The 23,234-nt window shown below is 30.1% G+C and carries 23 protein-coding genes, 1 tRNA gene, 12 pseudogenes and 1 other annotated feature; of the genes and pseudogenes, 26 read left to right on the top strand and 10 right to left on the bottom strand.

Annotated elements, in window-relative coordinates; all coding sequences use genetic code 11:
- Positions 1 to 14 precede the first annotated feature (14 nt).
- From PL321_RS02470 to PL321_RS02460, 3 genes and pseudogenes are all read right to left on the bottom strand, one after another.
- Positions 15 to 1,822, bottom strand: a pseudogene (locus tag PL321_RS02470) (YgiQ family radical SAM protein).
- Positions 1,823 to 2,098: 276 nt separating this feature from the next.
- Positions 2,099 to 3,232 (bottom strand): transposase, encoded by a 1,134-nt coding sequence (locus PL321_RS02465; protein WP_273963340.1) that lies wholly within the window; start codon positions 3,230 to 3,232, stop codon positions 2,099 to 2,101.
- On the bottom strand, positions 3,229 to 3,408 hold the full coding sequence (locus tag PL321_RS02460) for a hypothetical protein (RefSeq protein ID WP_273962636.1): 180 nt from the start codon (positions 3,406 to 3,408) through the stop codon (positions 3,229 to 3,231). The genes PL321_RS02465 and PL321_RS02460 overlap by 4 nt, the downstream gene beginning before the upstream one ends.
- A gap of 179 nt (positions 3,409 to 3,587) precedes the next feature.
- Between PL321_RS02460 and PL321_RS02455 the strand changes: the two genes are divergently transcribed.
- From PL321_RS02455 to epsC, 6 genes and pseudogenes are all read left to right on the top strand, one after another.
- Positions 3,588 to 3,830 carry a hypothetical protein gene (locus PL321_RS02455; RefSeq protein WP_273963339.1) on the top strand — a complete coding sequence of 81 codons (243 nt, stop codon included), beginning with the start codon at positions 3,588 to 3,590 and terminating at the stop codon, positions 3,828 to 3,830.
- Positions 3,818 to 4,054 (top strand): hypothetical protein, encoded by a 237-nt coding sequence (locus tag PL321_RS02450; protein ID WP_273963338.1) that lies wholly within the window; start codon positions 3,818 to 3,820, stop codon positions 4,052 to 4,054. The genes PL321_RS02455 and PL321_RS02450 overlap by 13 nt, the downstream gene beginning before the upstream one ends.
- 26 nt (positions 4,055 to 4,080) lie before the next feature.
- Positions 4,081 to 4,623: a hypothetical protein gene (locus PL321_RS02445; protein ID WP_273963337.1), complete on the top strand. Its 543-nt coding sequence runs from the start codon at positions 4,081 to 4,083 to the stop codon at positions 4,621 to 4,623.
- A gap of 156 nt (positions 4,624 to 4,779) precedes the next feature.
- Positions 4,780 to 5,415: a spore cortex-lytic enzyme gene (gene sleB, locus PL321_RS02440; protein ID WP_273964353.1), complete on the top strand. Its 636-nt coding sequence runs from the start codon at positions 4,780 to 4,782 to the stop codon at positions 5,413 to 5,415.
- Positions 5,416 to 5,504: 89 nt separating this feature from the next.
- Positions 5,505 to 5,744 (top strand) — a binding site (T-box leader).
- A gap of 71 nt (positions 5,745 to 5,815) precedes the next feature.
- Positions 5,816 to 6,729, top strand: a pseudogene (gene cysK, locus PL321_RS02435) (cysteine synthase A).
- A 40-nt stretch (positions 6,730 to 6,769) separates the two neighbouring features.
- Positions 6,770 to 7,284, top strand: a pseudogene (gene epsC / locus PL321_RS02430) (serine O-acetyltransferase EpsC).
- Between the two features lie 202 nt (positions 7,285 to 7,486).
- On the opposite strand, the gene PL321_RS02425 reads toward epsC, so the two are convergent.
- From PL321_RS02425 to PL321_RS02400, 6 genes and pseudogenes are all read right to left on the bottom strand, one after another.
- Positions 7,487 to 7,768: a DUF503 domain-containing protein gene (locus PL321_RS02425; protein ID WP_273963336.1), complete on the bottom strand. Its 282-nt coding sequence runs from the start codon at positions 7,766 to 7,768 to the stop codon at positions 7,487 to 7,489.
- A 12-nt stretch (positions 7,769 to 7,780) separates the two neighbouring features.
- Positions 7,781 to 7,954 (bottom strand): annotated as a pseudogene (locus PL321_RS02420) (phage holin family protein); the annotation flags it as partial.
- Positions 7,955 to 8,118: 164 nt separating this feature from the next.
- Complete coding sequence (locus tag PL321_RS02415; protein WP_273963335.1) at positions 8,119 to 8,328, bottom strand: hypothetical protein; 210 nt, start codon at positions 8,326 to 8,328, stop codon at positions 8,119 to 8,121.
- A pseudogene (locus tag PL321_RS20760) lies at positions 8,325 to 8,653 on the bottom strand (epoxyqueuosine reductase). The gene PL321_RS02415 and the pseudogene PL321_RS20760 overlap by 4 nt, the downstream one beginning before the upstream one ends.
- Entirely contained in the window at positions 8,616 to 8,936 is a 321-nt protein-coding gene (locus PL321_RS02405) for a QueG-associated DUF1730 domain-containing protein (RefSeq protein WP_273963333.1), read from the bottom strand. Before PL321_RS02405 ends, PL321_RS20760 begins: the two are co-directional and overlap by 38 nt.
- A gap of 14 nt (positions 8,937 to 8,950) precedes the next feature.
- Positions 8,951 to 9,115, bottom strand: a complete 165-nt coding sequence (locus PL321_RS02400; RefSeq protein ID WP_273963332.1) for a hypothetical protein — start codon at positions 9,113 to 9,115, stop codon at positions 8,951 to 8,953.
- Between the two features lie 88 nt (positions 9,116 to 9,203).
- Here PL321_RS02400 and nth point away from each other — a divergent pair.
- The 16 genes and pseudogenes from nth (at position 9,204) to PL321_RS02315 (ending at position 19,296) form a co-directional block, all read left to right on the top strand.
- A pseudogene (gene nth / locus PL321_RS02395) lies at positions 9,204 to 9,853 on the top strand (endonuclease III).
- Between the two features lie 72 nt (positions 9,854 to 9,925).
- Positions 9,926 to 10,054: a hypothetical protein gene (locus PL321_RS02390; protein WP_273963331.1), complete on the top strand. Its 129-nt coding sequence runs from the start codon at positions 9,926 to 9,928 to the stop codon at positions 10,052 to 10,054.
- An 11-nt stretch (positions 10,055 to 10,065) separates the two neighbouring features.
- Positions 10,066 to 10,362 (top strand): annotated as a pseudogene (locus PL321_RS20755) (peptidoglycan binding domain-containing protein); the annotation flags it as partial.
- Between the two features lie 243 nt (positions 10,363 to 10,605).
- A complete protein-coding gene (locus PL321_RS02380) occupies positions 10,606 to 11,025 on the top strand; it encodes a VanW family protein (RefSeq protein ID WP_273963329.1) in 420 nt (139 codons plus the stop codon).
- 10 nt (positions 11,026 to 11,035) lie between these two features.
- Entirely contained in the window at positions 11,036 to 11,269 is a 234-nt protein-coding gene (locus PL321_RS02375; protein ID WP_273963328.1) for a G5 domain-containing protein, read from the top strand.
- Positions 11,270 to 11,365: 96 nt separating this feature from the next.
- A pseudogene (locus PL321_RS02370) lies at positions 11,366 to 12,314 on the top strand (AAA family ATPase).
- A 62-nt stretch (positions 12,315 to 12,376) separates the two neighbouring features.
- Positions 12,377 to 12,751 carry a hypothetical protein gene (locus tag PL321_RS02365; protein WP_273963327.1) on the top strand — a complete coding sequence of 125 codons (375 nt, stop codon included), beginning with the start codon at positions 12,377 to 12,379 and terminating at the stop codon, positions 12,749 to 12,751.
- A gap of 250 nt (positions 12,752 to 13,001) precedes the next feature.
- Positions 13,002 to 13,442: a hypothetical protein gene (locus PL321_RS02360; RefSeq protein WP_443110683.1), complete on the top strand. Its 441-nt coding sequence runs from the start codon at positions 13,002 to 13,004 to the stop codon at positions 13,440 to 13,442.
- Entirely contained in the window at positions 13,423 to 14,895 is a 1,473-nt protein-coding gene (locus PL321_RS02355) for a hypothetical protein (RefSeq protein ID WP_273963326.1), read from the top strand. The genes PL321_RS02360 and PL321_RS02355 overlap by 20 nt, the downstream gene beginning before the upstream one ends.
- Entirely contained in the window at positions 14,879 to 15,634 is a 756-nt protein-coding gene (locus PL321_RS02350) for a transglutaminase-like domain-containing protein (RefSeq protein WP_273963325.1), read from the top strand. Before PL321_RS02355 ends, PL321_RS02350 begins: the two co-directional genes overlap by 17 nt.
- A 37-nt stretch (positions 15,635 to 15,671) precedes the next feature.
- A tRNA-Leu gene (locus PL321_RS02345) sits at positions 15,672 to 15,755 on the top strand.
- Between the two features lie 154 nt (positions 15,756 to 15,909).
- A pseudogene (gene trmB, locus PL321_RS02340) lies at positions 15,910 to 16,560 on the top strand (tRNA (guanosine(46)-N7)-methyltransferase TrmB).
- 33 nt (positions 16,561 to 16,593) lie between these two features.
- Positions 16,594 to 17,488, top strand: a pseudogene (hprK, locus tag PL321_RS02335) (HPr(Ser) kinase/phosphatase).
- Between the two features lie 206 nt (positions 17,489 to 17,694).
- Positions 17,695 to 18,216, top strand: a complete 522-nt coding sequence (locus PL321_RS02330) for a hypothetical protein (RefSeq protein WP_273963324.1) — start codon at positions 17,695 to 17,697, stop codon at positions 18,214 to 18,216.
- A gap of 71 nt (positions 18,217 to 18,287) precedes the next feature.
- A complete protein-coding gene (locus PL321_RS02325) occupies positions 18,288 to 18,950 on the top strand; it encodes a hypothetical protein (RefSeq protein ID WP_273963323.1) in 663 nt (220 codons plus the stop codon).
- Positions 18,947 to 19,296 (top strand): annotated as a pseudogene (locus PL321_RS02315) (GGDEF domain-containing protein). Before PL321_RS02325 ends, PL321_RS02315 begins: the two are co-directional and overlap by 4 nt.
- Positions 19,297 to 19,347: 51 nt before the next feature.
- On the opposite strand, the gene PL321_RS02310 reads toward PL321_RS02315, so the two are convergent.
- Positions 19,348 to 19,992, bottom strand: a complete 645-nt coding sequence (locus PL321_RS02310; protein ID WP_273963322.1) for a BON domain-containing protein — start codon at positions 19,990 to 19,992, stop codon at positions 19,348 to 19,350.
- 180 nt (positions 19,993 to 20,172) lie between these two features.
- Between PL321_RS02310 and PL321_RS02305 the strand changes: the two genes are divergently transcribed.
- From PL321_RS02305 to PL321_RS20750, 4 genes and pseudogenes are all read left to right on the top strand, one after another.
- Complete coding sequence (locus PL321_RS02305; protein ID WP_273962636.1) at positions 20,173 to 20,352, top strand: hypothetical protein; 180 nt, start codon at positions 20,173 to 20,175, stop codon at positions 20,350 to 20,352.
- Positions 20,349 to 21,005: a transposase gene (locus PL321_RS02300; RefSeq protein WP_273963321.1), complete on the top strand. Its 657-nt coding sequence runs from the start codon at positions 20,349 to 20,351 to the stop codon at positions 21,003 to 21,005. The genes PL321_RS02305 and PL321_RS02300 overlap by 4 nt, the downstream gene beginning before the upstream one ends.
- Positions 20,953 to 21,564: a hypothetical protein gene (locus tag PL321_RS02295; RefSeq protein WP_273963320.1), complete on the top strand. Its 612-nt coding sequence runs from the start codon at positions 20,953 to 20,955 to the stop codon at positions 21,562 to 21,564. Before PL321_RS02300 ends, PL321_RS02295 begins: the two co-directional genes overlap by 53 nt.
- 405 nt (positions 21,565 to 21,969) lie before the next feature.
- Positions 21,970 to 23,215: pseudogene (locus PL321_RS20750) on the top strand (spore germination protein).
- Positions 23,216 to 23,234 lie beyond the last annotated feature (19 nt).

Raw genomic sequence — 23,234 nt, 5'->3', positions numbered from 1 at the left:
TGTTTTTCCATTTATCATCTACCCTTTTTAATTTTAGACTTTTTAGGAGGAATTAAGCATTTTTTTCCGTATCCTATTAAATCTTCCCTACCTGCTTTAACCAAAGCCTTATAGACTAAATCATAATTTTTAGGGTCTCTAAATTGTAGTAGAGCTCTTTGCATTTCCTTTTCTTCCTTTGTTTTAGGTACATATACCTTCTCTCCTGTTAGAGGATTCATTTCTGTATAATACATTGCTGTTGACAAACTGCCAGGGGTTGGATAAAAATCCTGAACCTGTTCTGGATTATAGCCCATATCCCTAATATATTCTGCAAGTTCTACTGCACTTTTTAATGTACTTCCTGGGTGGCTTGACATAAGGTATGGTACCAAAAATTGATTTAGTTTAAATTTTTTGTTTTTCTCAAAATATTTTTTACAAAGGCATCATATACTTTTCTATTTGGTTTCCCATAAGGTTTAGCACTTCATTACAAATATGTTCAGGTGCAACCTTTAGTTGGCCACTAATATGGTGTTTAATTAGTTCATCAAAAAGGCATCGTTTTTATCAAGCATAAGATAATCATATCTTATTCCAGAACGAATAAATACTTTTTTACACCCTTAATTTTTCTAATCTTTCTAAGCATATTTAAGTATTCAGAGTGTTCAACTTCTAAATTTTTACAGGGATTTGGGAAAAGACACTGTCTATTTTTGCAAACACCCTGTTCAATTTGTTTTTACAGGAGGGTCTTCTAAAGTTTGCAGTAGGCCCACCTACATCGTGTATATAACCTTTGAAATTAGGAAGTTTTGTTAATGCTTCAGCCTCCCTTAATATAGATTCTTCACTTCTTGGCTGAATTACTCTTCCTTGATGAAAATTTAATGCACAGAAGGAACAGCCCCCAAAACAACCTCTGTGGGATGTTATGCTAAATTCAACCTCCTTTAATGCAGGTATACCACCCTGTGATTTATATATAGGATGGTAGGTTCTTGTATAGGGAAGAGAATAAACAAAGTCCATCTCTTCTTTGGAAAGCGGCATAGCAGGTGGATTTTGAACAACATATTTGTTGTCGTGTTTTTGAACTAAGGTTTTTCCTCTTATTGCATCCTGTTCTTCATACTGTATTTTAAAGGCCTTTGCATATTCTTTTTATTTTTAGACACTTCCTCAAAGGATGGTAGCTCTATGTAATCCTTTAATTGGCTGATTTGTGATGTTAAATAACAGGTTCCACGAATATCTTTTATATCCTTAATATTCTTACCAAATTGAATAAGATTAAGTATTTCCATAATAGGTTTTTCACCCATACCATATATTAGTAGATCTGCACTACTATCTACAAGTATTGAATTTCTAACCTTATCATCCCAATAATCATAATGGGCAAACCTTCTGAGGCTTGCTTCTATTCCACCTATTATTATTGGAACATCTTTATATGCTTCTCTTAGTCTGTTACAGTAGACTATTACAGCTCTATCAGGTCTATATCCAGCCCTACCACCAGGTGAATAGGCATCATCATTTCTTCTTTTTTATGTGCTGTGTAGTGATTTACCATTGAGTCAATGTTTCCTGACGACACAAGAAAAGCAATTTTAGGTTTCCCAAGCCTCATAAAATCATCTTTACTTTTCCAGTTCGGTTGAGGAATTATCCCAACAGTAAAACCGTAGTATTCAATAAGCCTTGTAATTATAGCGTGGCCAAAGGACGGATGGTCAACGTATGCATCTCCAGATATGTATATGAAATCAAGCTGTTCTATATTTCTCTTTTTCATATCCTCTTTATTTATTGGTAAGAAATCTGCCATAGTATCACCTCGTTTTGTATTGTTTTAGTATTATAACACAAAAATAATAATATAAAAAGAAAATAGGTCCTTTTTAAAAAATATGATAAAATATTAAAAGAATAGATATGAGCATAATTAAATAAAAAATAAAACAACAAAAGTTAAATTATTACAATTTTTATTAAGCGTAGCTTAACTATCAAAAATGGAATTTAAATTGAAATGAAAGAAACAAAAAAGGGTAGACTATCCCCTTGGTGAAATTGATGCTTAAAAATTTTGATATAACTTAGTTTAAGCTGTCCTTTTTAATCCCGATAGGGATTTGTATTTATCAACACAGCCAGATTTTATAGCAGCAATTGCAATAGTTAAAAGACAAATATGTCCGATTGTATTTAGATTAGCAACAGAGTTAATATTTTTAACATAAGCTTGCTCAGTATTTAGATTCTTCCATCTAGAATTGTATCTTTCAGATTCAGTTCTAAGACTGTATATTTTCTTGAAAAATATAGAATCACGATTTATGGAAGATCTATAATCAGTGCCAATACTTATGTATTTTACACAACCTCTGTTTTTCTTACCGTTAAAGAATTTTTCGTGGTTACATGGACATAAAGAATCATCTTTAGAAGTTCTAAAAGGACAGCAAAACTTTTGTTTAATATAGGAATCAAAATATTGTTTGCCATCTTTATGCATTGCTAATCCAGCATCGCATATTACATTACCTGTGGATGTTAAGTCTTTAGGCTTTCTTCCACGTTTATTTAATGCAATGAAAGCATGACCTTTAAGGGTATTACGAATAAAGTCATGATTTTGCTTTGAATCATAGCCTTTATCAGCAATAATATAACTACCTTTGAGTGGGAACCACTCATTTGTATCAGATAGGATTTCTGTAAAGTTAGAAATTTCATTGACATCAGCGGTTGTAGTAAATTCAGCAATGGGAAGACCAGAGATAGCATCACAAATAACATGATTTTTGTATCCCCAGTAGAATTCATATTTTTTCTTTGAATTATTAGGTTTATCTTCTGAAACTTGAACATTCATAGAGTTATTAGCAGTATGAACACCTAATTTACAATCTTTATCAGAAGAAGGCGGGTTATTTTTAGAAAACTTGTTATTTGCGAAGCATTTAGGATTATTAAATTTAGTGTTAGCTTTAACAGGCGTTGCATCAACTGATATAAAGTTGTTGTCAATAAATCCTAGTTCTTTAAGAATATTAACTTGATTTTTCATGATTTCCTTAAGATAAGAGTTAGATAAATTTTTAATAAATCTCTGAAAAACTGAGTATGAAGGCAAAGGCTTAAGAATATTAAAACCACAAAGCTGAGCAATGATTAGATTATTTTCTAGAAAATCTTTTAGGTCAGTAATTTTGCCGAACTTCTCACATTTCATAACAATAAAGGCTCTAAAAGAGCATGGCGAGAATAGCCATTAGGACCATATTTAGAAGGAATCCTATCGGGTAATATAGATAAATCAAGACTATCAAAGATTTTAGTATAAAAATTGATAAGTTTTTGAGAAGTAAAAAGTTCAATTATATTAAATATTTCTTGACGTTGGTACATAGAGATTTCCTCCTTATTGTTTTTGTATTATGTGTGGTTATATAGTATAATTCGACAAAAGAGAGGAAATCCTATGACATAAATTTGAGTGATAAAAAATTTGGCCCTATCGGGCTAGTAAAATCAAGGTCTTTGAGTTATGCTCAAGGCTATTAAAAGAACTTAAAAGGGGTGATACTTTGAAAAAAATTACTATTGCTTTATCTATATTTTTAGTATTTATGTTTGTTTATTATATTTATGATGTTGATATTAAGGAAAAAAGTAATAATATAATTGAAAATATTAAATGGTGTCCAGATAACAAAAAGGTTGCACTAAAGTACGAAAATGAATATAAAATTATAGATATAAATGGAAATTTGCTGTATACATTAGAGGAAAGCGGAATTAGATATAAAAATTATAATTGGATTTTTTAAATGATAAATGGACTTTTTCAGAGCTTCGTGTGGACGAAGTACCTAAAAATTTAAGATTAACTCAAGAAAAGATAAATGGAAAAGTATATGATCCTATGTATAATACGTCAGGAAATATAATAATTAGTAAAACCATATCAAGTTCAATACTTTACTTAATTGCGATAGATAAATATACAGGAAAATATAATACTATATTAAACTTAGAAGATGCACAAAAATAGATGTTAATTATATAGACGAATATAGAGTGATAGTAAAGATTACCGAAAACAATAAAGATAGACTATATTTAATAGATATAGAAAAAGAATATGATGTTTACGACCTATCGAGTTTTGTAAACATAGATTTAGTATTAAAGCTTTTAAATTTAAAGGAGAACTCTAAAACCATATTTACAAACTATAAATACAACGATATTTATATAAACTATTTAGATATAAAGAAATTAAAACTTGTATATAAAGATTTAAAATCTATGGATTATTTTTATATAGATTACAAAAACAAATTTAAAATTGATCTGTCAGACATATATATTATAGCAACAGATGATGAATTTCTATATACAGTATGTAGAACAGGAGACATTTTTAAAATATATCAGATTGATGTAAAAAACAATGTTTATAATAACATATATAAAAGTAACAATCTAATTGAAGATATTAGATTGATAGATGGAGAACTATATTTTACAGAACTTAATATTGTAAACGACATAAGTGCGTATAGACTCTTTAAATATACTAAAGGGCAAATTATTCAAGTTTGTGAAGGAAGTATGTAAAATAAAAGTCATATTGATTGCATAAATTAAATAATTCAACATTAATAAAAATTAAGGAGTTTTTGTAATAATTTCTATCATCCCTTGGAAATAATAAGATAATGAAGGAGGGGATGTAAATTGAAGAAGGCATTTTTGATTGTATGGGTAGCATTTATGATGTATTTTGCATACTTTATTACTACAAGTGTTATCAACGCTCAAACCTATTCCTATGGCTCAAGAGGGGATGTTGTTAGAGAAATTCAAACAAGATTAAAAAGATGGGGTTATTATAATGGTGCAATAGACGGAATTTATGGATATCAGACCTATACAGCAGTTAGAAACTTTCAAAGGAAAAATGGTCTTACTGCAGATGGAGTAGTTGGACCAAGAACTTTAGCTGCACTTGGCATAAATGTATCATCATCAAGAGGTCAAAGTACAGCAGGAACAGGCTCTCAAAACTTAGATTTACTTACAAGAGTTATTAATGGTGAAGGAAGAGGAGAACCATATATTGGTCAGGTTGCAATCGGAGGAGTTGTATTGAATAGAGTTAGGGATCCAAGATTCCCATCAACTATACCAGGAGTAGTTTATCAGCCAGGTGCTTTTACAGCTGTTGTAGATGGGCAGATAAATGCAGCAGTTGTAGATAGTTCAAGAAAAGCAGCAATAGATGCCTTAAATGGATGGGATCCATCTGGAGGAGCAATATACTATTATAATCCTGAAAAAACAACCAATAAATGGATATATTCACGTCCTGTAATCAAGGTAATTGGTAAACACGTATTTTGTAAATAAAAATACATAAAAAAATTTAAAAATATTTATTGATTTTTTATGAGAATTGCATATAATATAATTAAGAAATCCGACTAAATTAATAGGAATTAAACACAGTGAAGAGGGAAAGTAGATTATATAAAGCTTTACAGAGAGGAACTCCAAGGCTGAGAGAGTTCTAAGCAGAGTATAATTGAAGTGCCCCTCGGAGTGTTAAGCCGAAAAATAAGTAGGCTGCTACGGGTGCTCCCGTTATAGAGATAGGGTATGTTAGTACCTGAAAATGAGATGGGCTTTTATTAGCCTAAACAGAGTGGAACCGCGGAAGTAGACCTTCTGCCTCTGTATTTACAGAGGTAGAAGGTTTTTTATATGCAAAAAATTTATATATAAATCAATTATTTTAGGAGGGGTCTAAATGATTTTTAATAATATTTATGAAACAATAGGAAAAACACCATTAGTAAAATTAAATAATATGTTAGATGAAAATAGTGCTGAGGTTTATGTAAAAGTAGAGTTTTTAATCCAGGGGTAGTGTGAAGGATAGGATAGCCCTTTCAATGATAGAAGAGGCAGAAAAACAGGGACTTATAAAAAAGGAGACACAATAATAGAACCTACAAGTGGAAATACGGGCATAGGACTTGCAATGGTTTCAGCAGCAAAGGGATATAGTTTGATTTTGGTTATGCCTGAGACAATGAGTATAGAAAGAAGAAAGATACTTAAGGCCTATGGTGCAGATATAGTATTGACTGAAGGTGCAAAGGGAATGAAGGGAGCTGTTGAAAGGGCATATGAGCTTGCAAAGGAAAAAGGATACTTTATGCCGATGCAGTTTGAAAATATATATAACCCAAAGGCACATATAAAAACAACCGCAATAGAAATTCTTGAAGATATGAAGGGAAATATAGATATGTTTGTTGCAGGTGTTGGTACAGGAGGTACTATAACTGGAGTTGGAGAAGTTTTAAAGGAAAGATTAGACAATATAAAGATCGTAGCAGTAGAACCAAAGGATTCTCCAGTGTTATCTGGTGGTAATCCAGGATCACATAAAATACAAGGAATTGGAGCAGGATTTATTCCTAAAATTTTAAAAAGAGAAATAATAGACGAGATTGTTACTGTTTCAAATGAGGATGCAATGAAATATGCAAGAGAAATTGCTAAAAAGAAGGAATATTAGTTGGTATTTCATCAGGTGCAGCTCTATATGCAGCACTTTTAAAGGCAAAGGAACTTGGAAAAGGTAAAAAAATAGTTGTATTACTTCCAGATACAGGAGAAAGATATTTATCAACAGAATTGTTTGATGAGGAGTGATTGTTATGTTTAGAACGCTTTATAGAGAAGCAAAAATATTATGGAAAAGGATCCAGCTGCAAAGAATATGCTTGAGGTAATATTATGTTATCCTGGGTTGTATGCGGTTCTTTTCTATCGATTATCCCATAGACTTTATAAAAGGAAAATGTTTGTATTGGCGAGGGTTATTTCTCAAATCGGAAGGAATTTAACAGGTATAGAAATTCACCCAGGTGCTAAAATAGGGAAAGGTCTTTTTATTGACCACGGTATGGGAGTTGTTATTGGAGAGACAGCGGAAGTTGGAGATAATGTGACAATCTATCACGGTGTTACCCTTGGAGGAACAGGTAAAGATAAGGGGAAAAGACATCCAACAATAGGAAATAATGTAATAATTGGTGCTGGGGCAAAGGTTTTAGGGCCTATTACTGTTGGGGATAATGTAAAGATTGGTGCTAATGCAGTTGTTTTAAAAATGTCCCTCCTAATGTTACAGTAGTAGGAATCCCAGCAAAGATAGTAAGAAATAAAGAAGAGAATGTGGTGTATCTTGAGGATTATGTAATATAGTTTTTAGATACAGTTAATAATACTAAATAGATAAAAGTAAGCTACAACTTCTATAATTTTCAGAGCTCACCACATAATCCGATAAGCTATTATTATATTGTTGATAAGTATAAATTTTTTATTGTTAAAGCCCCTTTGAAGGGATGCAAAGAAATCCTTCAAGGGGCTAAGCATATTATAGCTATTTCAACAACCTCTAATATTATATTGTATTTACCACTACATCTACAATTTCAGCTCTTCCATCCTTTTCAATTAAGCTTATAACTGAATTGATTTGAGTATCGACTATTTTCTTATCATTAGATACTGTCGCAATACCAATTTGGGCAAGTTGCCACTTATCGTTTAAATCAACCTCTGCACAGGAAACATTAAGGGTAGTTCTAATTTTAGTTATAAGGCTTTTTACTATTTGCCTTTTTTCCTTTAATGAAGTCGGTGAGTACAGCATCAAAGTTATTGAAGCATATCCTATAATCATAAATAATCTCCTTTATTCAACAAATAGAAAGTTTAATATGGCACTTACAATGGATATAATAATAGATGCAACTACAGCAGCACCAAAATTAGAGATATAAAAACCCTTTGTAATTGATGCAGCAATAGACAGCATTAATCCATTTATTACAAATGTAAAAAGTCCGAGGGTCATTAAATTAATAGGTAGTGAAAAAGTAAAATAATAGGCCTAATTAGTGCATTAACAAGACCAAGTATTACTGCAGCAACTATAGCGGCTAAAAATCCCTTATTTCTACCCCTTTACAAAGGAAGCAGTTATATATATAGCTGCAGCGTTAAGTATTAATTTAGTTAAAATTCCCTTTTTCATTTTTCCACCTCCAATTTTTTAATAGCATTTTTTATGTATTGTTGAAGATATTCATTTTGATTCAAACCTTTAAGTATATTTAAATATTCTTTGTTTTTGGAATTCCCCATTGCTATTACCATATTTCTTTGAAGTACCTTTTTCCCTCTCCAGCCAGCAGAGGTGGTTTTAAAGGTTTTATTGAAATTACTATTAGATAAATTCAAAAAGCCTCCTCATTAATATTAATATTCCAATCTTCAGGTAAAAAGTCTTCTATAGTGGAATTTTGTGCTTTAATATTAAAGGGGCATACATCTTGACAGGTGTCGCAACCATATATTCTAAGTCCTAATTTTTCTTGATTTTGTTCAGATAATTCATCCCTTTTTGAGATATATAGGATAAACATTTATTTGCATCAACAAAATACTCTTCCTTTATTGCACCAACAGGACAGGCTTTGATGCATTTATCACAACTTCCGCAAAGTGAAGCCTTTGGAGTAGAAGGTTCAATATCTATGTTTGTTAGTATTTCTCCCAAAAACATAGGAACCATATTTTTCTGTAATTAAGGTTGAATTCTTACCGTAAAAACATATGCCGCACATATATGCGATTTCTCTATCGTGCAAAGGACTTGTATCTACAAAGGATACAGTTTTTGCATTGTAATTATTTTGTAAGAAGTTTTCAATAAGTTTTAATTTATTTTTTACTACAATGTGATAATCTTTACCTAAAGAAGATTTTGAAAAATAAGGTTTTGATTTATCAGGTTGAATAGTTTTATAGGGTAGAGCTATTGAGATAAAGGTTTTGGCTTCCTCCATATATTCTTTAACATTTATTCTTTTTTAATGTCAGACTCTTGAAATTCACAGTTGTAATTTTTAAGATAACTGTACTGCAATCTTTTAACAAAATTATCTGTAAACTCAGCTCTGCAAAAGCCAATATATTCAATTCCTATGGTTTTAGCAAATTCAATTATTTGATTTTTTATAGACAAACTAAACACCATCCTTAAAAGTGTTTGTTGAAAAAAATAACTATTATGTTAAAATAGTTTTGATATAAAATTATTTTAGGTGATTATAATGGAAAAAACAAGAGTAATAAAGATACTTGAAACTTTAAACGAATTATATGGACATTTAGGCTGTGCACTAAATTTTAAAACTCCCTTTGAATTACTTGTGGCCACCATTCTTTCAGCCCAAACAACAGATGTTACTGTAAATAAAGCTACAGATGTTTTGTTTAAAAGATATAATAAACCTCAAGATTTTGCAAACATAAACCAAAGTGAGTTAGAGGGATACATAAAAACCTGCGGATTTTATAAAAATAAAGCAAAAATATAATAGCTGCAAGTAAAATAATAGTAGAAAAGTACAATGGAGAAGTACCAGATTCATTGGAGGAATTAGTTAAACTTCCTGGTGTAGGGAGAAAAACAGCAAATGTTGTTCTTTCAAATGCCTTTGGAAAAGATGCAATTGCAGTAGATACCCACGTTTTTAGAGTTTCCAACAGAATAGGGCTTGCCAAATCAGAGGATGTATTTGAAACAGAAAAGCACCTTATGGAAAATATACCAAGGGATATGTGGTCAAGTGCCCATCATCTACTCATCTGGCACGGAAGAAATTTATGCACTGCAAGAAATCCTAAATGTTTGGAGTGTCCAATTAATGACCTTTGTGATTTTTATAATAACAAGCAAGTTAAGGGGAAATTTAGGTGAAAAAGGATTAAGAAATGGACTTATAATATTTTTTCTTTATTAATTCTATTTATTGTATCTTCAGTTATATTTTTGCTAAACACTACCAGCAAAGCATCGGATAAAATCTTTGAAGGTATTTATATTAATAATGAATATGTAGGTGGTATGACTAAAGAGGAGGCAAAAAACTACTTAATGAAAAGTTTAATAGTAAATTAGAAAATAGAAAAATAGATATATTTTATGACAATAAAAATTACTCTATAGATTTTAAAAGGTTAAAGGCACATTATGATGTTGAGGAGGCAGTTGATATAGCCTATAATTTAGGAAAATCAGGTAACATAATTGAGAAAACAATTGAAAGATATAAATTAAAGAGAAATACAAACAATATTCCTTTAAATTTTGCTGCAGATACCTCAATAATAAAGGGAGAAGTTGAAAAAATTTCAAAGGACATAAATAAAGAACCTAAAGACGCAAAAATCTCTAAAATTTCTGGTAAATTTGTAATAACTGAAGAGGTATCAGGTATTGCAGTAGATGAACCAAAATTAATAGAACTAATAAAAAATGAGATAAAACCAGAGGGAGAAATAAATAGGATTGAAGTTCCAACAAAGGTAGTTGAAGCTAAAATAAAGGCTAAAGCATTATCCAGCATAACAACAAAGGTTTCTTCATTTACGACCTCCTTTAAGCCATCAGATGTAAATAGAACAGATAACATAAAAATAGCTGCAAAGTATCTGACAGGGATTGTGATAATGCCTGGAGATGTATTTTCTATGTTAAAGGTTTTAGGACCAAGAAATGCAAGTCAAGGATATAAGGAGGCACCTGTTATTATAAATGGTAAATTAGAACCAGGACTTGCAGGAGGTATTTGTCAGGTTTCTACAACTATGTATAATGCAGCATTGCTTGGTAATTTTGAAATAGTAAAGAGAAAGGCTCACGGACTTGCAGTTGCTTATGTTGCACCTGGTAGAGATGCAACTATTGCAGGCGATAGTATTGACTTTCAATTTAAAAATAATTATAACAACCCTATATATATAGAAGCAGTAGTAGAAACCTCAACAATTACCGTTAATATATATGGTGCTAATGAAAGAGAAGGTCAATATGTAGAGATTGTTTCTGAAGTTTATCAAAGAACAGAGACCAAAAATAGAGTACATTAATGATCCAAATTTGCCAGAGGGACAAAAGGTTGTTGAGATAAAACCAATTGCAGGTATGAAGGTAAGAACTTATAGGAAGGTATATCAAAACGGAAAGCTTGTAAAGACTGAAAAGCTTGGCGATGACACCTACAAAGTATTAAATGGAAAAGTTAGAGTTGGTACTAAAAAAGTAACTACAAATACGCAAACACAAAATGATATAAAGGATGAACAAACAACTAATACAGAAAATGCAGATTAATATAATTTCCATTTTGGTGGACTGCACCAAAATGGAAATTAATTTACGAATATAAGTAAAAAATGTATCAAATTCAAAAATATACAGGAGGTTATTATGGGTTATAGGGGAAAAATAGAGGATATTATTAAAAATGTTGGAGAGGTTATTGTAGGTAAGAGGGATGTAGTTGAAAAGGTTTTAATATGTTTATTATCTGGAGGTAATGCACTTATAGAGGATGTACCTGGTGTAGGAAAAACAATGCTCATAAAAGCCTTAGCAAAGTCTATTGGTTGTGAATTTAGTAGAATACAGTTTACACCAGATTTACTACCATCAGATATAACAGGGGTTACTATTATAAATCCTAAAACAGGAGAGTTTGAATTTAAATTTGGTCCAATAATGAGCAACATAATATTAGCAGACGAAATAAATAGAACATCGCCTAAAACTCAGTCAAGTTTGCTGGAGGCAATGGAGGAAAAACAAGTTACAGTTGATAACAAAACCTACAAACTAAAGGAACCCTTTATAGTACTTGCAACACAAAATCCAATTGAATATGAAGGAACCTTTCCACTTCCAGAGGCACAGCTTGATAGGTTTATGATGAAGATAAGTATTGGCTATCCTGATGAAGATGAAGAGATTATTATATTAAGAAGGTTTAAGGGTAAAAATCCATTGGAGGATTTAAGAGAAGTGTCCAATAAAGAGGACATTATAAAAATGCAAAGGGAAGTAAATGAGGTATATGTAGATGATAAAGTTAGAAAGGTATATAGTATCATTGGTATCAAAAACAAGGAATAGAGACGAGATAGTAATAGGTGCAAGCCCAAGGGCTACAATTCATCTATTAAAGGCAAGTCAAGCAATGGCATATATACACAACAGAGATTATGTTACGCCAGATGATGTAAAACAGGTTTTTGTTGAAGTTGTATCCCACAGGATAGCGATAAAACCAGAAGTAAAAATAAGAGGTAATTCTGAAGAAAAAGTTTTACAAGAGATACTAAGTGAAGTAGCTGTACCTGGAGCTAAGGTATATGTTTAAATTAAATAAGTCATCAGTAGTAATTTTAATTATATCTTTCTGGCTTGTCGCAACTGTTGGGAGTGAGATTTTTACAGGATTTTTTATTTGATTTTTTTAGCATTTTTCTTTCGATAATTTGGTGTGTTATAAGCAGGAATACCATTACAGCAAATCAAGAGGTAGATAAAACATACTGTACAACAAAGGATGAAATAAATTTAGCAACAGTTGTAGAGAATAAATCTGTTTTACCTATACCATATGTTGAAGTTGATAAAGTATTTCTTCTGGAAGAAGATTTTAAAAAATCATATTTTTCATTGATGCCTCTTGAAAAGATAACCCTGAATAACAAAATAAATTTTAAATATAGAGGTATATATAATATAGGACCTATTGAAATTAAGATATGGGATGTTTTTGGTATTATATGTTTTAAAAAAGTATTGAGATAGGCAAAAATATATGTGTTTATCCTAAAATTCATTATTTAGAAAATCTAAAACTACCAAATTATAGGCCCTTTGGAACCCATAGGGCAAAGGCATCAACTAATGAAGATTATACAAGCATAAGGAATATAAGAGGATATATTTTAGGGGATAACCTAAAAGGGTTCATTGGAAACTATCCGCAAAGAGGGGCGAACTTCAGATAAAGGAATATGATATATCGGGAACGAATGCTGTAAATATTGTACTTGATATGACAGAGGTTTATAAAAATCAAGATTTTGAGGAAACAGCTGCAGAGGTCTGTATATCAATAATTGAGTATTTATTAAGAAATAAAATAGAGACAATGCTATATATTGTTTCTAATAAATTTTATTCTGCAGATGGGAAAAACATAAATGATTTAAAAAAGATGAGTAATTTAGTTGCTACTGTAAGGGCAAAGGGTACCTTTGATGTGCTTGATACAGTAAAGGACAGGATAAAAATAAACAAACACTGCACAACTATCTACATTACAGGCAAAATATATAGTAGTAAAGCTAATAGACTGAATAAAATACAGGAACATATAGATAATTTTTATATAGTTAGCTGTGATGAGGCAGAGGAAAGACACAGCAATATAATTTATATAATGAATTCAGAGGATATAAAGGGGGTATTTATGTATGAAAAACAGACCCCTTGAATTTGTATGGTACAATTTTATACAAACGGTCCTTTTTATAATAATTCTTTTAAACCTTCAGGATTTGTTTAAGGTGAAGCTTTTTACCAATGTATTAATTTATATTTATCTTTTTATAGTTATTTGTTTATTCATTGCAAATAGATATAAAATTTTTAATTTAGCACTTTTATTATTATTTTTTCATCCCTATATAAATAATATAGTTTTTGAATTGTATAGGGGATTTATTCCATTTGTTCAAAGCTTAGTAGAATATGGTGGGCTTATTGAAACCTACAATACCTATTTTTTAAATTTAGTAACGATACTATTTATTCCAACGTATTTTATTGTCTATCAAATGATAAAGAATAAAAATAGTTCACTATTTTTATTTATAGTAGGTTTATTTGTTTTTTATGGACTCTATTATTATGACTTAGTTAATATCAACAGGGCAGTACTATATTTTACAGTTCTTTTGATGCTGTATGGATATAACAATTTCAGTAAAAACACCGAAAGTATTGAAATTAATGTTAAATATCAAAGGGGTTACTTTATAAGGTGGTTAACCTTAATAACTATATTTACAATGGCAACAAACCTTTTTATTAAATTACTTCCCTTTAAAAATCAACCATATATATATATTGATGAGTTGGATTTTGAATCAGGTTCAATAATAAATAGAGTTGTAAATTATGAACCTAAGATTTTTTCACTATCTATGACAGGGTATCAGAGGAATGATAAAAAATTAGGAGGGCCAATACAGGATGACAATTCAAAGGCCTTTATTGTAAAATCAGCATCTAACTTAGGAGAGGTTCATTTAAGAGGTACAGTAAAGACAATCTATAATGGAAGTATGTGGACTAAACCAGAACTTACAAAATTAGAGATAAAAAATGAAGTTCCAGATGTTAATGGATTAGGAGAAGCAAAGGTAATTAATAGGGACAAACTAAGAACAATTATCTTAGAGATAACCCCAAAATATATTAATACAGAGACTGTTTTTACGCCTCTTTATTTGCAAAGTTTGAATATAAGTTCCAATAAACAGTTGTTTATGGATGAGGACTGGGAGGTTGTTTCAAATAAAAATTTGTTTTCTAAGGATAGCTACAAAGTTGTTTCTGTTTATTATGATTATAATAATTTAGAAGATATATTGAAAAACAACCTAAATAGAAAATATAATTTAAGTCAGTTTTCACAGTATTTAAATGTTCCAAACTCAGTTCCACAAAGGGTATATAGTTTAACAAATGAAATTATAAAAGAACACAAAAATAAAAACAATCTTGTAAAGGCAGCATTAATAGAAAGATACCTTAAATTAAATTTTTCATATGATAAAAATGTTAGTGTTGTTCCTGATGACAGAGATTTTGTAGATTATTTTTGTTTGAAGAAAAAGGGGATACTGTACCTACTATGCCAGTGCTATGGCAATAATGTGTAGAATTGTAGGTATACCTACAAGATATGTAGAGGGCTTTACAGTTAAGGTAACTGAAGGAGAAAATATCGTCTATAATAAAAATGCTCACGCCTGGGTTGAGGTATATACAGAAGAATTAGGATGGGTTACCTTTGATGCAACCCCAGGACATATTAGTATATCAGATTATCTACCACAATCTTTATTTATTGTAGAAGAACAGAAGGAGACTTCAGAAGAAGAAAAGGAAATTGAACAAAAAGAAGATAAGGAAAAAGTAAAAGAAAAAGAAGAATCTAAGGGTACAGAACAAAAAGAGAAGAAGGAAGTAAAAATAAAGTTAAAAATTCCAGGTTATGTATATTCTATATTGATTATAATTTTAATATATTTAAGTCTCTATATATTTGTAGCTTTGAAAGTAGATAGTATAACAAATGTCGTTAATGAAATTATATTTTATGGAGAGCTTAACAATATAAAATATTCAAGGGATGTAACGCTTATAGAGTATATTGGTAAAGTGGAAGAAAAAACTGAAGTGGATTTAAGTAGGGTAAAGGATATTCTTGACTCCTATTATTATGGTGGAAGAAAATTAAGTCAACACGATTTAAATGTAATAAAGAGGAAGAAAAGGTTAATTGCAAATAATACAAAGAAAAAGGGAAAAATTAAATATTATTTTAGAAAAACAATATATCATTTAGCAAAACCATTTTGTTATATATTTGCATATATAAGAAAAAATGTAATATAATAATGATATAAAAACAAATTAAGTTAATACCTAAAAGGCGGGTGTGGCGAAATTGGCAGACGCACTGGATTCAGGTTCCAGCGTTTTAAACGTGCAGGTTCGAATCCTGTCACCCGCACCAAACAAGTATTTATGCTATGAAAAGTAATAAAACTTTTCATAGCATTTTTATTCGACAAAATAATCAAAATTAATATATGTTTTAATACACTAAAAAATGAATTTTTGATATAATAAAGGTGCAGTCTTTTATTACTTTACTATAGGAGGAATATATGAGATTAAGAAAGAAACCTTGGGCAAGGCCAGAACTTGAGGCTTGCAAATTTGTTGTGACAAATCCATCTCAATATAAAGGTAAATGGAAGGATTTCTTTAAAAACGATAATGAAATATATTTAGAATTAGGATGTGGACGCGGCAAGTTTATTGCAGAAAATGCAGTAAAGAAGGAAGATAAAAACTTTATAGGAATAGACATTAAGGATGAAGTACTTGTTTATGCAAAAAGAAGGGTTGAAGAAGTTTTTGCAGAAAATAACAAAGAAATAAATAATGTGGCACTTATTCCAATGGAAATTGCCTTTATTGAAAATATATTTGACAAAGATGAAGTATCAAGAATATATTTAAATTTTTCTACTCCTTGGCCTAAAAAAGACATAATAAAAGGAGATTGACGTATACAACTTTCTTAGAAAGATATAAGAAGTTTTTAAAAGTGAAAGTGAGATTTGGTTTAAGACAGACCAAGAGGATTTTTTAATGACTCGATTGAGTATTTTAAAGAGGCAGGGTTTGATATTCGATATTTAACCTATGATTTGCATAATAGTGATTTTAAGGAAAACATTATGACAGAATATGAAACAAAATTTTCATCAATGGGAATGAAGATAATGTTTTTAATAGCAAAATTAAAATAGGAGGAATATTATGCCAATTACCATAAAAAATTTATTGAGGATTTAAATCTTGAGGTTTTAGTGGAGAGAAATGAAGATAGAGAGATAAACTGCAACGATATAATAAGACCGGGTCTGCAGTTTGTGGGTTACTATGACTATTTTGTCAATACAAGAATTCAGATAGTAGGAAATGCCGAATGGCACTACTTAAATAACTTAGAACCAGAAGTTAGAAGAGAAAGGCTGGAAAAATATTTTGAATATGATTTACCCTGTATAATATTTTCAAGAAATTTACAACCACATAGGGAGTTTATGGAACTTGCAAGAGAAAAACGTATATGGGTTTTAAGAAGTACAAGAGTAACAACAAGGCTTGTTAATAAGGTAATTAACTACTTAGATAGAGCATTGGCAAAAACTACTACAATGCACGGAGTTTTAGTGGATGTTTATGGAATAGGAATTTTAATTACAGGTGAAAGCGGTATAGGTAAGAGTGAGGCTGCTCTTGAACTAATAAAAAGAGGACATATGCTTGTTAGTGATGATGCTGTTGAAATTAAATTGGTGGATGGAGTTTTATACGGCAAGAGCCCATACATAACATCTGGTATGTTAGAAGTTAGGGGTCTTGGGATAATAAATATACAATCCCTATATGGATTAAGTTCAATTTTAGAGGAAAAAACAATTGATTTAGTTATCCATTTAGAAAAATGGAGAGATGAGGATGATTTTGATAGAATAGGTACGCCTGAATATATTAACATTTTGAACATACCAGTAAGAAGACTCAGAATGCCAGTTAAACCAGGTAGAAACTTAGCGGTTATAATAGAGGCAGCAGCTGCAGAATTTTAGATATGGGAGGATGATGTTAGAGGCACCTATAGATACAATAAATAGAAGAATAGATGATGTTATGAAGGGAAAGGTAGAATAATAAAAAATAGTAATTAGTACCCTTAAGGTTGTAAAATAAGTTATTATTTGAAAATCCTCTTAAAGGAATGTATAAACTTTATATTGTATTCAAAAAGATATGCTTCCCCTTATAGGTTGTTTAACATTTTTGTAGTTTTAGAAGGAATTTTTATGAAATTATAGAATTAATTAAATATAACCATATTTTTTAAGGGGAAGAATTTCTTGAAGAGGCTATTCAAGGTACTTGCTATAGTAATGGTTTTATCGAGTATTTTATTAATTTTTTATAGGTATGAAAATAAGGTGATAGAGAGAAAAAATACATATATAGATTTAAGGGATGATTGGAAGGTTACCTTTGATGGAACAAATTATTTTGAACAAGATATACAGATTAAAAGTGTTTTAAATGAGAAGGAAAAGCAAAACAAGATAGTTAAATTTAAAAGAAGTTTTTATTTTTCTGATAGATTAAAGGGTGAAAATATAGCATTGTCTTTAGGAGGAATACCTTTAGGACATAAAGTTTATATTAATGGACATTTAATAGGAGAATCACCCTTTGATGATTTTATATATAATGATTGGAATATTAGATATACATATTTTATACCTAAAGAATTTATTAATTTAGATTCAGAAAATGTAATAGAAATTTTTATGAAATCTTCCTATGAATATGGTTCAAGTCAAGATATTTATATAGGTCCAGTAAAGGATTTGATAAAAAGGATAAGTTTGTAAATAGTTATTTTATGGCTATATATTTTTCATTAGCTCTTATAAATTTCATAGTTGCTGCATATTTTGTCAATATGTATAGATTAAATAGGTTTAATAAAAAATACCTATATTTTTCCTTAACACTAATTTGCATTGCTATATATTACTCAAATTATTTTGTTACAAGTAGTATATTTGGATATTTAGGGTTTCAAAAGCTTATATTTTCAGCTCTTTATATATCAGTAATATCTTATGTTTTGTTTTTAAATAAGAATTATGGAATAGAGGATAATGGGATAATTAAATATTTAGGAACTACATATTTATTTGTAATTGTCATTATGATGCTACTATCAAATGATATTTACAAATTAACATATTATAGAAAAAAGTTTGAATTTATTGTTTTAATTGCTATTGTCTATATAATTTATATTTCAATTTGTGCCTATAAAAGATATATTCTAAGGAACAGGTATATATATTTAATTGTATATTCTGTTTCTATATTAATGATACTGCACGATATATTGATAGATTTATCAATAATTAAGAAATACAATGCTTTTCATTATAACAGCTATGCAATAATGCTTATATTATTTTATATGGCCTATGAGCTTTCAGCAGAGCAAAACAGTATTTACATAAATTCAATAAAGGACCCACTTACAGGACTATATAACAGAAGATTTTTAGATAGTTATGTATTAAATGCATATAATAAAAAGATAACTATACACTTTTTATAATTGATTTTGATAATTTCAAAAGCATAAACGATAGGTTTGGACATATTGTGGGTGATGTAGTATTAAAAATGCAGCAAATATTATAAATAGAAGGCTCCCAGAAAATTGTATAGCAGCAAGATATGGCGGTGAGGAATTTGTTGTATTTTGTGAAAAAACGAAAGCCTTTTCTGTTTCGTTGGCAGAAAACATAAGACAAGATATTGAGAGATATAATTGGTCAAAGGAGATAGGTGAAAAGGACATAAAAGTTACAGTAAGCATAGGAGCAGTTGAATTTAATTATAAAGATGAATTTGTTAATGTACTTAAACTTGCAGATTCTGCATTATATAGAGCAAAATAATGGTAAAAATAAAGTTGAGTGGATAAATTAGGGGCTAATTAGAGCCCCTATTTATTTTCTTGTTCTTAGGAGGTTTCTTACCTTCTTTACTCCTTCAATCTCCTCTATTATTTCTACTGCCATCTCCATTTCATTTCTTCCGTTTACAAATCCAGAAAGCCTGACCAATCCATCCTCTACAGAAATATTAAGGTCATTGTTGCTTATACCGTGATTTCTAAGTTCTTCTACAATTTTATTAGTTAAGGTGATATCATCGATTTGGCCAGCATCCTTTACCTTCATATTTGATACTACATCCTTTACGCCAAAGGCCTCCTTTGCAGTTTCCATAGCCTGTCTTTTTACCTTTGCTGTATCAACAGTACCCATAAGTATTGCTGTACCACCCTCAACCTTGACACCTACAGAATTAAGGTCTGGGTTATCTCTAAGCTTGTTTATAACTTCAAATTCTGCCTCTTTATCTGTAAATGTCCCATCGGTAGATATTGTAAGAGAATTTTCAAGCTTTTTAATTCCATCTACTCTTCTCACAAGTTCTTCGATTTTAGTTTTTTCCGATAGAGTGTCCACTATTCCAGAAATTGTTACGTGGCCGTCAACACATCTCACCTTTATATCGTAGGATAGTTCTTGCAGTTCATCCTCTAAAAGATTTCTGATTCTTTCAACTATTTCAGAATCGTTGTACATAATATCACCCCTTTATAATATTTTTAGTAGCCTTGAGCATAACTCAAAGACCTTGATTTTACTAGCCCGATAGGGCCAAATTTTTTATCACTCAAATTTATGTCATAGGATTTCCTCTCTTTTTGTCGAATTATACTATATAACCACACATAATACAAAAACAATAAGGAGGAAATCTCTATGTACCAACGTCAAGAAATATTTAATATAATTGAACTTTTTACTTCTCAAAAACTTATCAATTTTTATACTAAAATCTTTGATAGTCTTGATTTATCTATATTACCCGATAGGATTCCTTCTAAATATGGTCCTAATGGCTATTCTCGCCATGCTCTTTTAGAGCCTTTATTGTTATGAAATGTGAGAAGTTCGGCAAAATTACTGACCTAAAAGATTTTCTAGAAAATAATCTAATCATTGCTCAGCTTTGTGGTTTTAATATTCTTAAGCCTTTGCCTTCATACTCAGTTTTTCAGAGATTTATTAAAAATTTATCTAACTCTTATCTTAAGGAAATCATGAAAAATCAAGTTAATATTCTTAAAGAACTAGGATTTATTGACAACAACTTTATATCAGTTGATGCAACGCCTGTTAAAGCTAACACTAAATTTAATAATCCTAAATGCTTCGCAAATAACAAGTTTTCTAAAAATAACCCGCCTTCTTCTGATAAAGATTGTAAATTAGGTGTTCATACTGCTAATAACTCTATGAATGTTCAAGTTTCAGAAGATAAACCTAATAATTCAAAGAAAAAATATGAATTCTACTGGGGATACAAAAATCATGTTATTTGTGATGCTATCTCTGGTCTTCCCATTGCTGAATTTACTACAACCGCTGATGTCAATGAAATTTCTAACTTTACAGAAATCCTATCTGATACAAATGAGTGGTTCCCACTCAAAGGTAGTTATATTATTGCTGATAAAGGCTATGATTCAAAGCAAAATCATGACTTTATTCGTAATACCCTTAAAGGTCATAGCTTTCATTGCATTAAATAAACGTGGAAGAAAGCCTAAAGACTTAACATCCACAGGTAATGTAATATGCGATGCTGGATTAGCAATGCATAAAGATGGCAAACAATATTTTGATTCCTATATTAAACAAAAGTTTTGCTGTCCTTTTAGAACTTCTAAAGATGATTCTTTATGTCCATGTAACCACGAAAAATTCTTTAACGGTAAGAAAAACAGAGGTTGTGTAAAATACATAAGTATTGGCACTGATTATAGATCTTCCATAAATCGTGATTCTATATTTTTCAAGAAAATATACAGTCTTAGAACTGAATCTGAAAGATACAATTCTAGATGGAAGAATCTAAATACTGAGCAAGCTTATGTTAAAAATATTAACTCTGTTGCTAATCTAAATACAATCGGACATATTTGTCTTTTAACTATTGCAATTGCTGCTATAAAATCTGGCTGTGTTGATAAATACAAATCCCTATCGGGATTAAAAGGACAGCTTAAACTAAGTTATATCAAAATTTTTAAGCATCAATTTCACCAAGGGGATAGTCTACCCTTTTTTGTTTCTTTCATTTCAATTTAAATTCCATTTTTGATAGTTAAGCTACGCTTAATAAAAATTGTAATAATTTAACTTTTGTTGTTTTATTTTTTATTTAATTATGCTCATATCTATATTTTTAGCATTAGTGAAATTTTAATTCGTATTTATTTCTATGGTATTATTTTGAAATTTAATGGAAAACTAAAAATAGAGGTGATATTATGATTGAGCAGGTTTTGGTGGAGGACTTCAATAAAAATTTAACTTTGATATCAAATTATGTTGCTCAAAACACCAATTTTATTAAAAGGAAATTTTGATAAATGGTAAAATAAGTGCCTACGTCCTTTTTTTAGATGGACTTGCTGATAAAAATTATGTTGAAGAAGCAATTATAAAACCTTTTTATATAAAGTAGATAAAGACATAAAAAAGGAAGAGGATTTGTATGAAGTATCTAAGAAATACCTCATTATCAGTAGTTTTAGATTAAATAACAATGCAAAGGAAATTGGGGAAGAATTGCTAAGCGGTAAAACTGCTGTTATAGTAGATGGGATAAAAAGTGCAATGATTGTAGATACTATAAATCCAAAATATAGGGATATACAGGAGTCAACATCAGAAAAATCTATTTTAGGTACAAGAGAGAGTTTTACAGAAAATATAAACTTAAATTTAACATTAATACAGAGAAAGATAAAAAGCCCTTCCTTAAAGATTGAAAGGTTTGTTGTAGGTGAAAAGACAAGAACAGAATGTGCCTTGGTATATTTAGACGATGTAATAGATAAAGAGCTTTTAAGCACGATTCGCTCAAGGGTATTGACTGTTAAGGCACCAGCAATGCTAACAACAGGAGTATTTGAACAATTTATCGAAAGAAGGCCCTATAATCTGTTTCCCCAGTCAAAAACACAGAGAGACCTGATAAGGTTGTATTTGATTTATTAGAGGGTAAGGCAGCAATATTTACAGCAGAATCTCCCTCTGCATTAATTGTACCTGCGACTTTTGTTGAGTTTTTCCAAGGGTTTGAGGATTATTCTGAAAGGTTAGTAATATCAAACTTTTCAAGGATAACAAGATTTTTGGCAGTAATTACAGTTTTGATATTAGGTCCAATATATTTAACCCTTCTTTTATATAATGCAGAGCTATTTCCATATCAGCTTATGATGGTAATTATAGACTCAAGAAAGGGTATTCCACTACCACCTTTTTAGAAATACTTGCTATGGGACTTTGTATAGAAATTTTAAGAGAGGGAGGAGTAAGGCTTCCCAATCCTGTTGGAACAACCCTTGCAATAGTTGGTGGTATTGTTATTGGAGATGCGGCAACAAGAGCCAATCTTGTTAGTCACGCAACACTTTTTGTGGTTGCAATAACAGTTGTCTCTACATTTTTAATTCCTAATTACCAAATGGCCTTAAGTATTAGATTTTTAAGATTTCCTTTGCTTATACTTGCACAAATGTTTGGATTTTATGGTATATTAGTTGGATTTTACATTTTACTTGTAGCATTAGTTAAGCTTGATTCCTTTGGAATTCCATATTTTTCACCTATGGCACCATCAAGATTTAAGGACTTTGGAGATGTATTTATAAGAGCCAATATAAGAAAAGTATTTAGTGAGCCGGTTAGTTTAAAACCTAGTTTATCTAGGAGGAATAAAGATGAATAAAAATAATACAATAACAAGA

This window comes from Caloramator sp. mosi_1 (assembly GCF_028622835.1).
GTDB lineage: Bacteria > Bacillota > Clostridia > Clostridiales > Caloramatoraceae > Thermobrachium.
Note: the sequence above shows the minus strand (reverse complement) of the source record. Positions and strands in the feature narration are given on the sequence as shown.

What these genes read in the sequence shown, in the direction of transcription:
- PL321_RS02355 (WP_273963326.1), top strand. Translation starts at nt 13,423, where the DNA reads ATGAAAAACAGACCCCTTGAATTTGTATGGTACAATTTTATACAAACG.
- PL321_RS02405 (WP_273963333.1), bottom strand. Translation starts at nt 8,936, where the DNA reads ATGGAGGAAGCCAAAACCTTTATCTCAATAGCTCTACCCTATAAAACT.
- PL321_RS02350 (WP_273963325.1), top strand. Translation starts at nt 14,879, where the DNA reads ATGGCAATAATGTGTAGAATTGTAGGTATACCTACAAGATATGTAGAG.
- PL321_RS02465 (WP_273963340.1), bottom strand. Translation starts at nt 3,232, where the DNA reads ATGAAATGTGAGAAGTTCGGCAAAATTACTGACCTAAAAGATTTTCTA.
- PL321_RS02295 (WP_273963320.1), top strand. Translation starts at nt 20,953, where the DNA reads ATGACTTTATTCGTAATACCCTTAAAGGTCATAGCTTTCATTGCATTA.
- PL321_RS02425 (WP_273963336.1), bottom strand. Translation starts at nt 7,768, where the DNA reads ATGATTATAGGATATGCTTCAATAACTTTGATGCTGTACTCACCGACT.
- sleB (WP_273964353.1), top strand. Translation starts at nt 4,780, where the DNA reads ATGATGTATTTTGCATACTTTATTACTACAAGTGTTATCAACGCTCAA.
- PL321_RS02305 (WP_273962636.1), top strand. Translation starts at nt 20,173, where the DNA reads ATGTACCAACGTCAAGAAATATTTAATATAATTGAACTTTTTACTTCT.
- PL321_RS02310 (WP_273963322.1), bottom strand. Translation starts at nt 19,992, where the DNA reads ATGTACAACGATTCTGAAATAGTTGAAAGAATCAGAAATCTTTTAGAG.
- PL321_RS02325 (WP_273963323.1), top strand. Translation starts at nt 18,288, where the DNA reads ATGTATAGATTAAATAGGTTTAATAAAAAATACCTATATTTTTCCTTA.
- PL321_RS02300 (WP_273963321.1), top strand. Translation starts at nt 20,349, where the DNA reads ATGAAATGTGAGAAGTTCGGCAAAATTACTGACCTAAAAGATTTTCTA.
- PL321_RS02380 (WP_273963329.1), top strand. Translation starts at nt 10,606, where the DNA reads ATGCCTGGAGATGTATTTTCTATGTTAAAGGTTTTAGGACCAAGAAAT.
- PL321_RS02460 (WP_273962636.1), bottom strand. Translation starts at nt 3,408, where the DNA reads ATGTACCAACGTCAAGAAATATTTAATATAATTGAACTTTTTACTTCT.
- PL321_RS02360 (WP_443110683.1), top strand. Translation starts at nt 13,002, where the DNA reads ATGACAGAGGTTTATAAAAATCAAGATTTTGAGGAAACAGCTGCAGAG.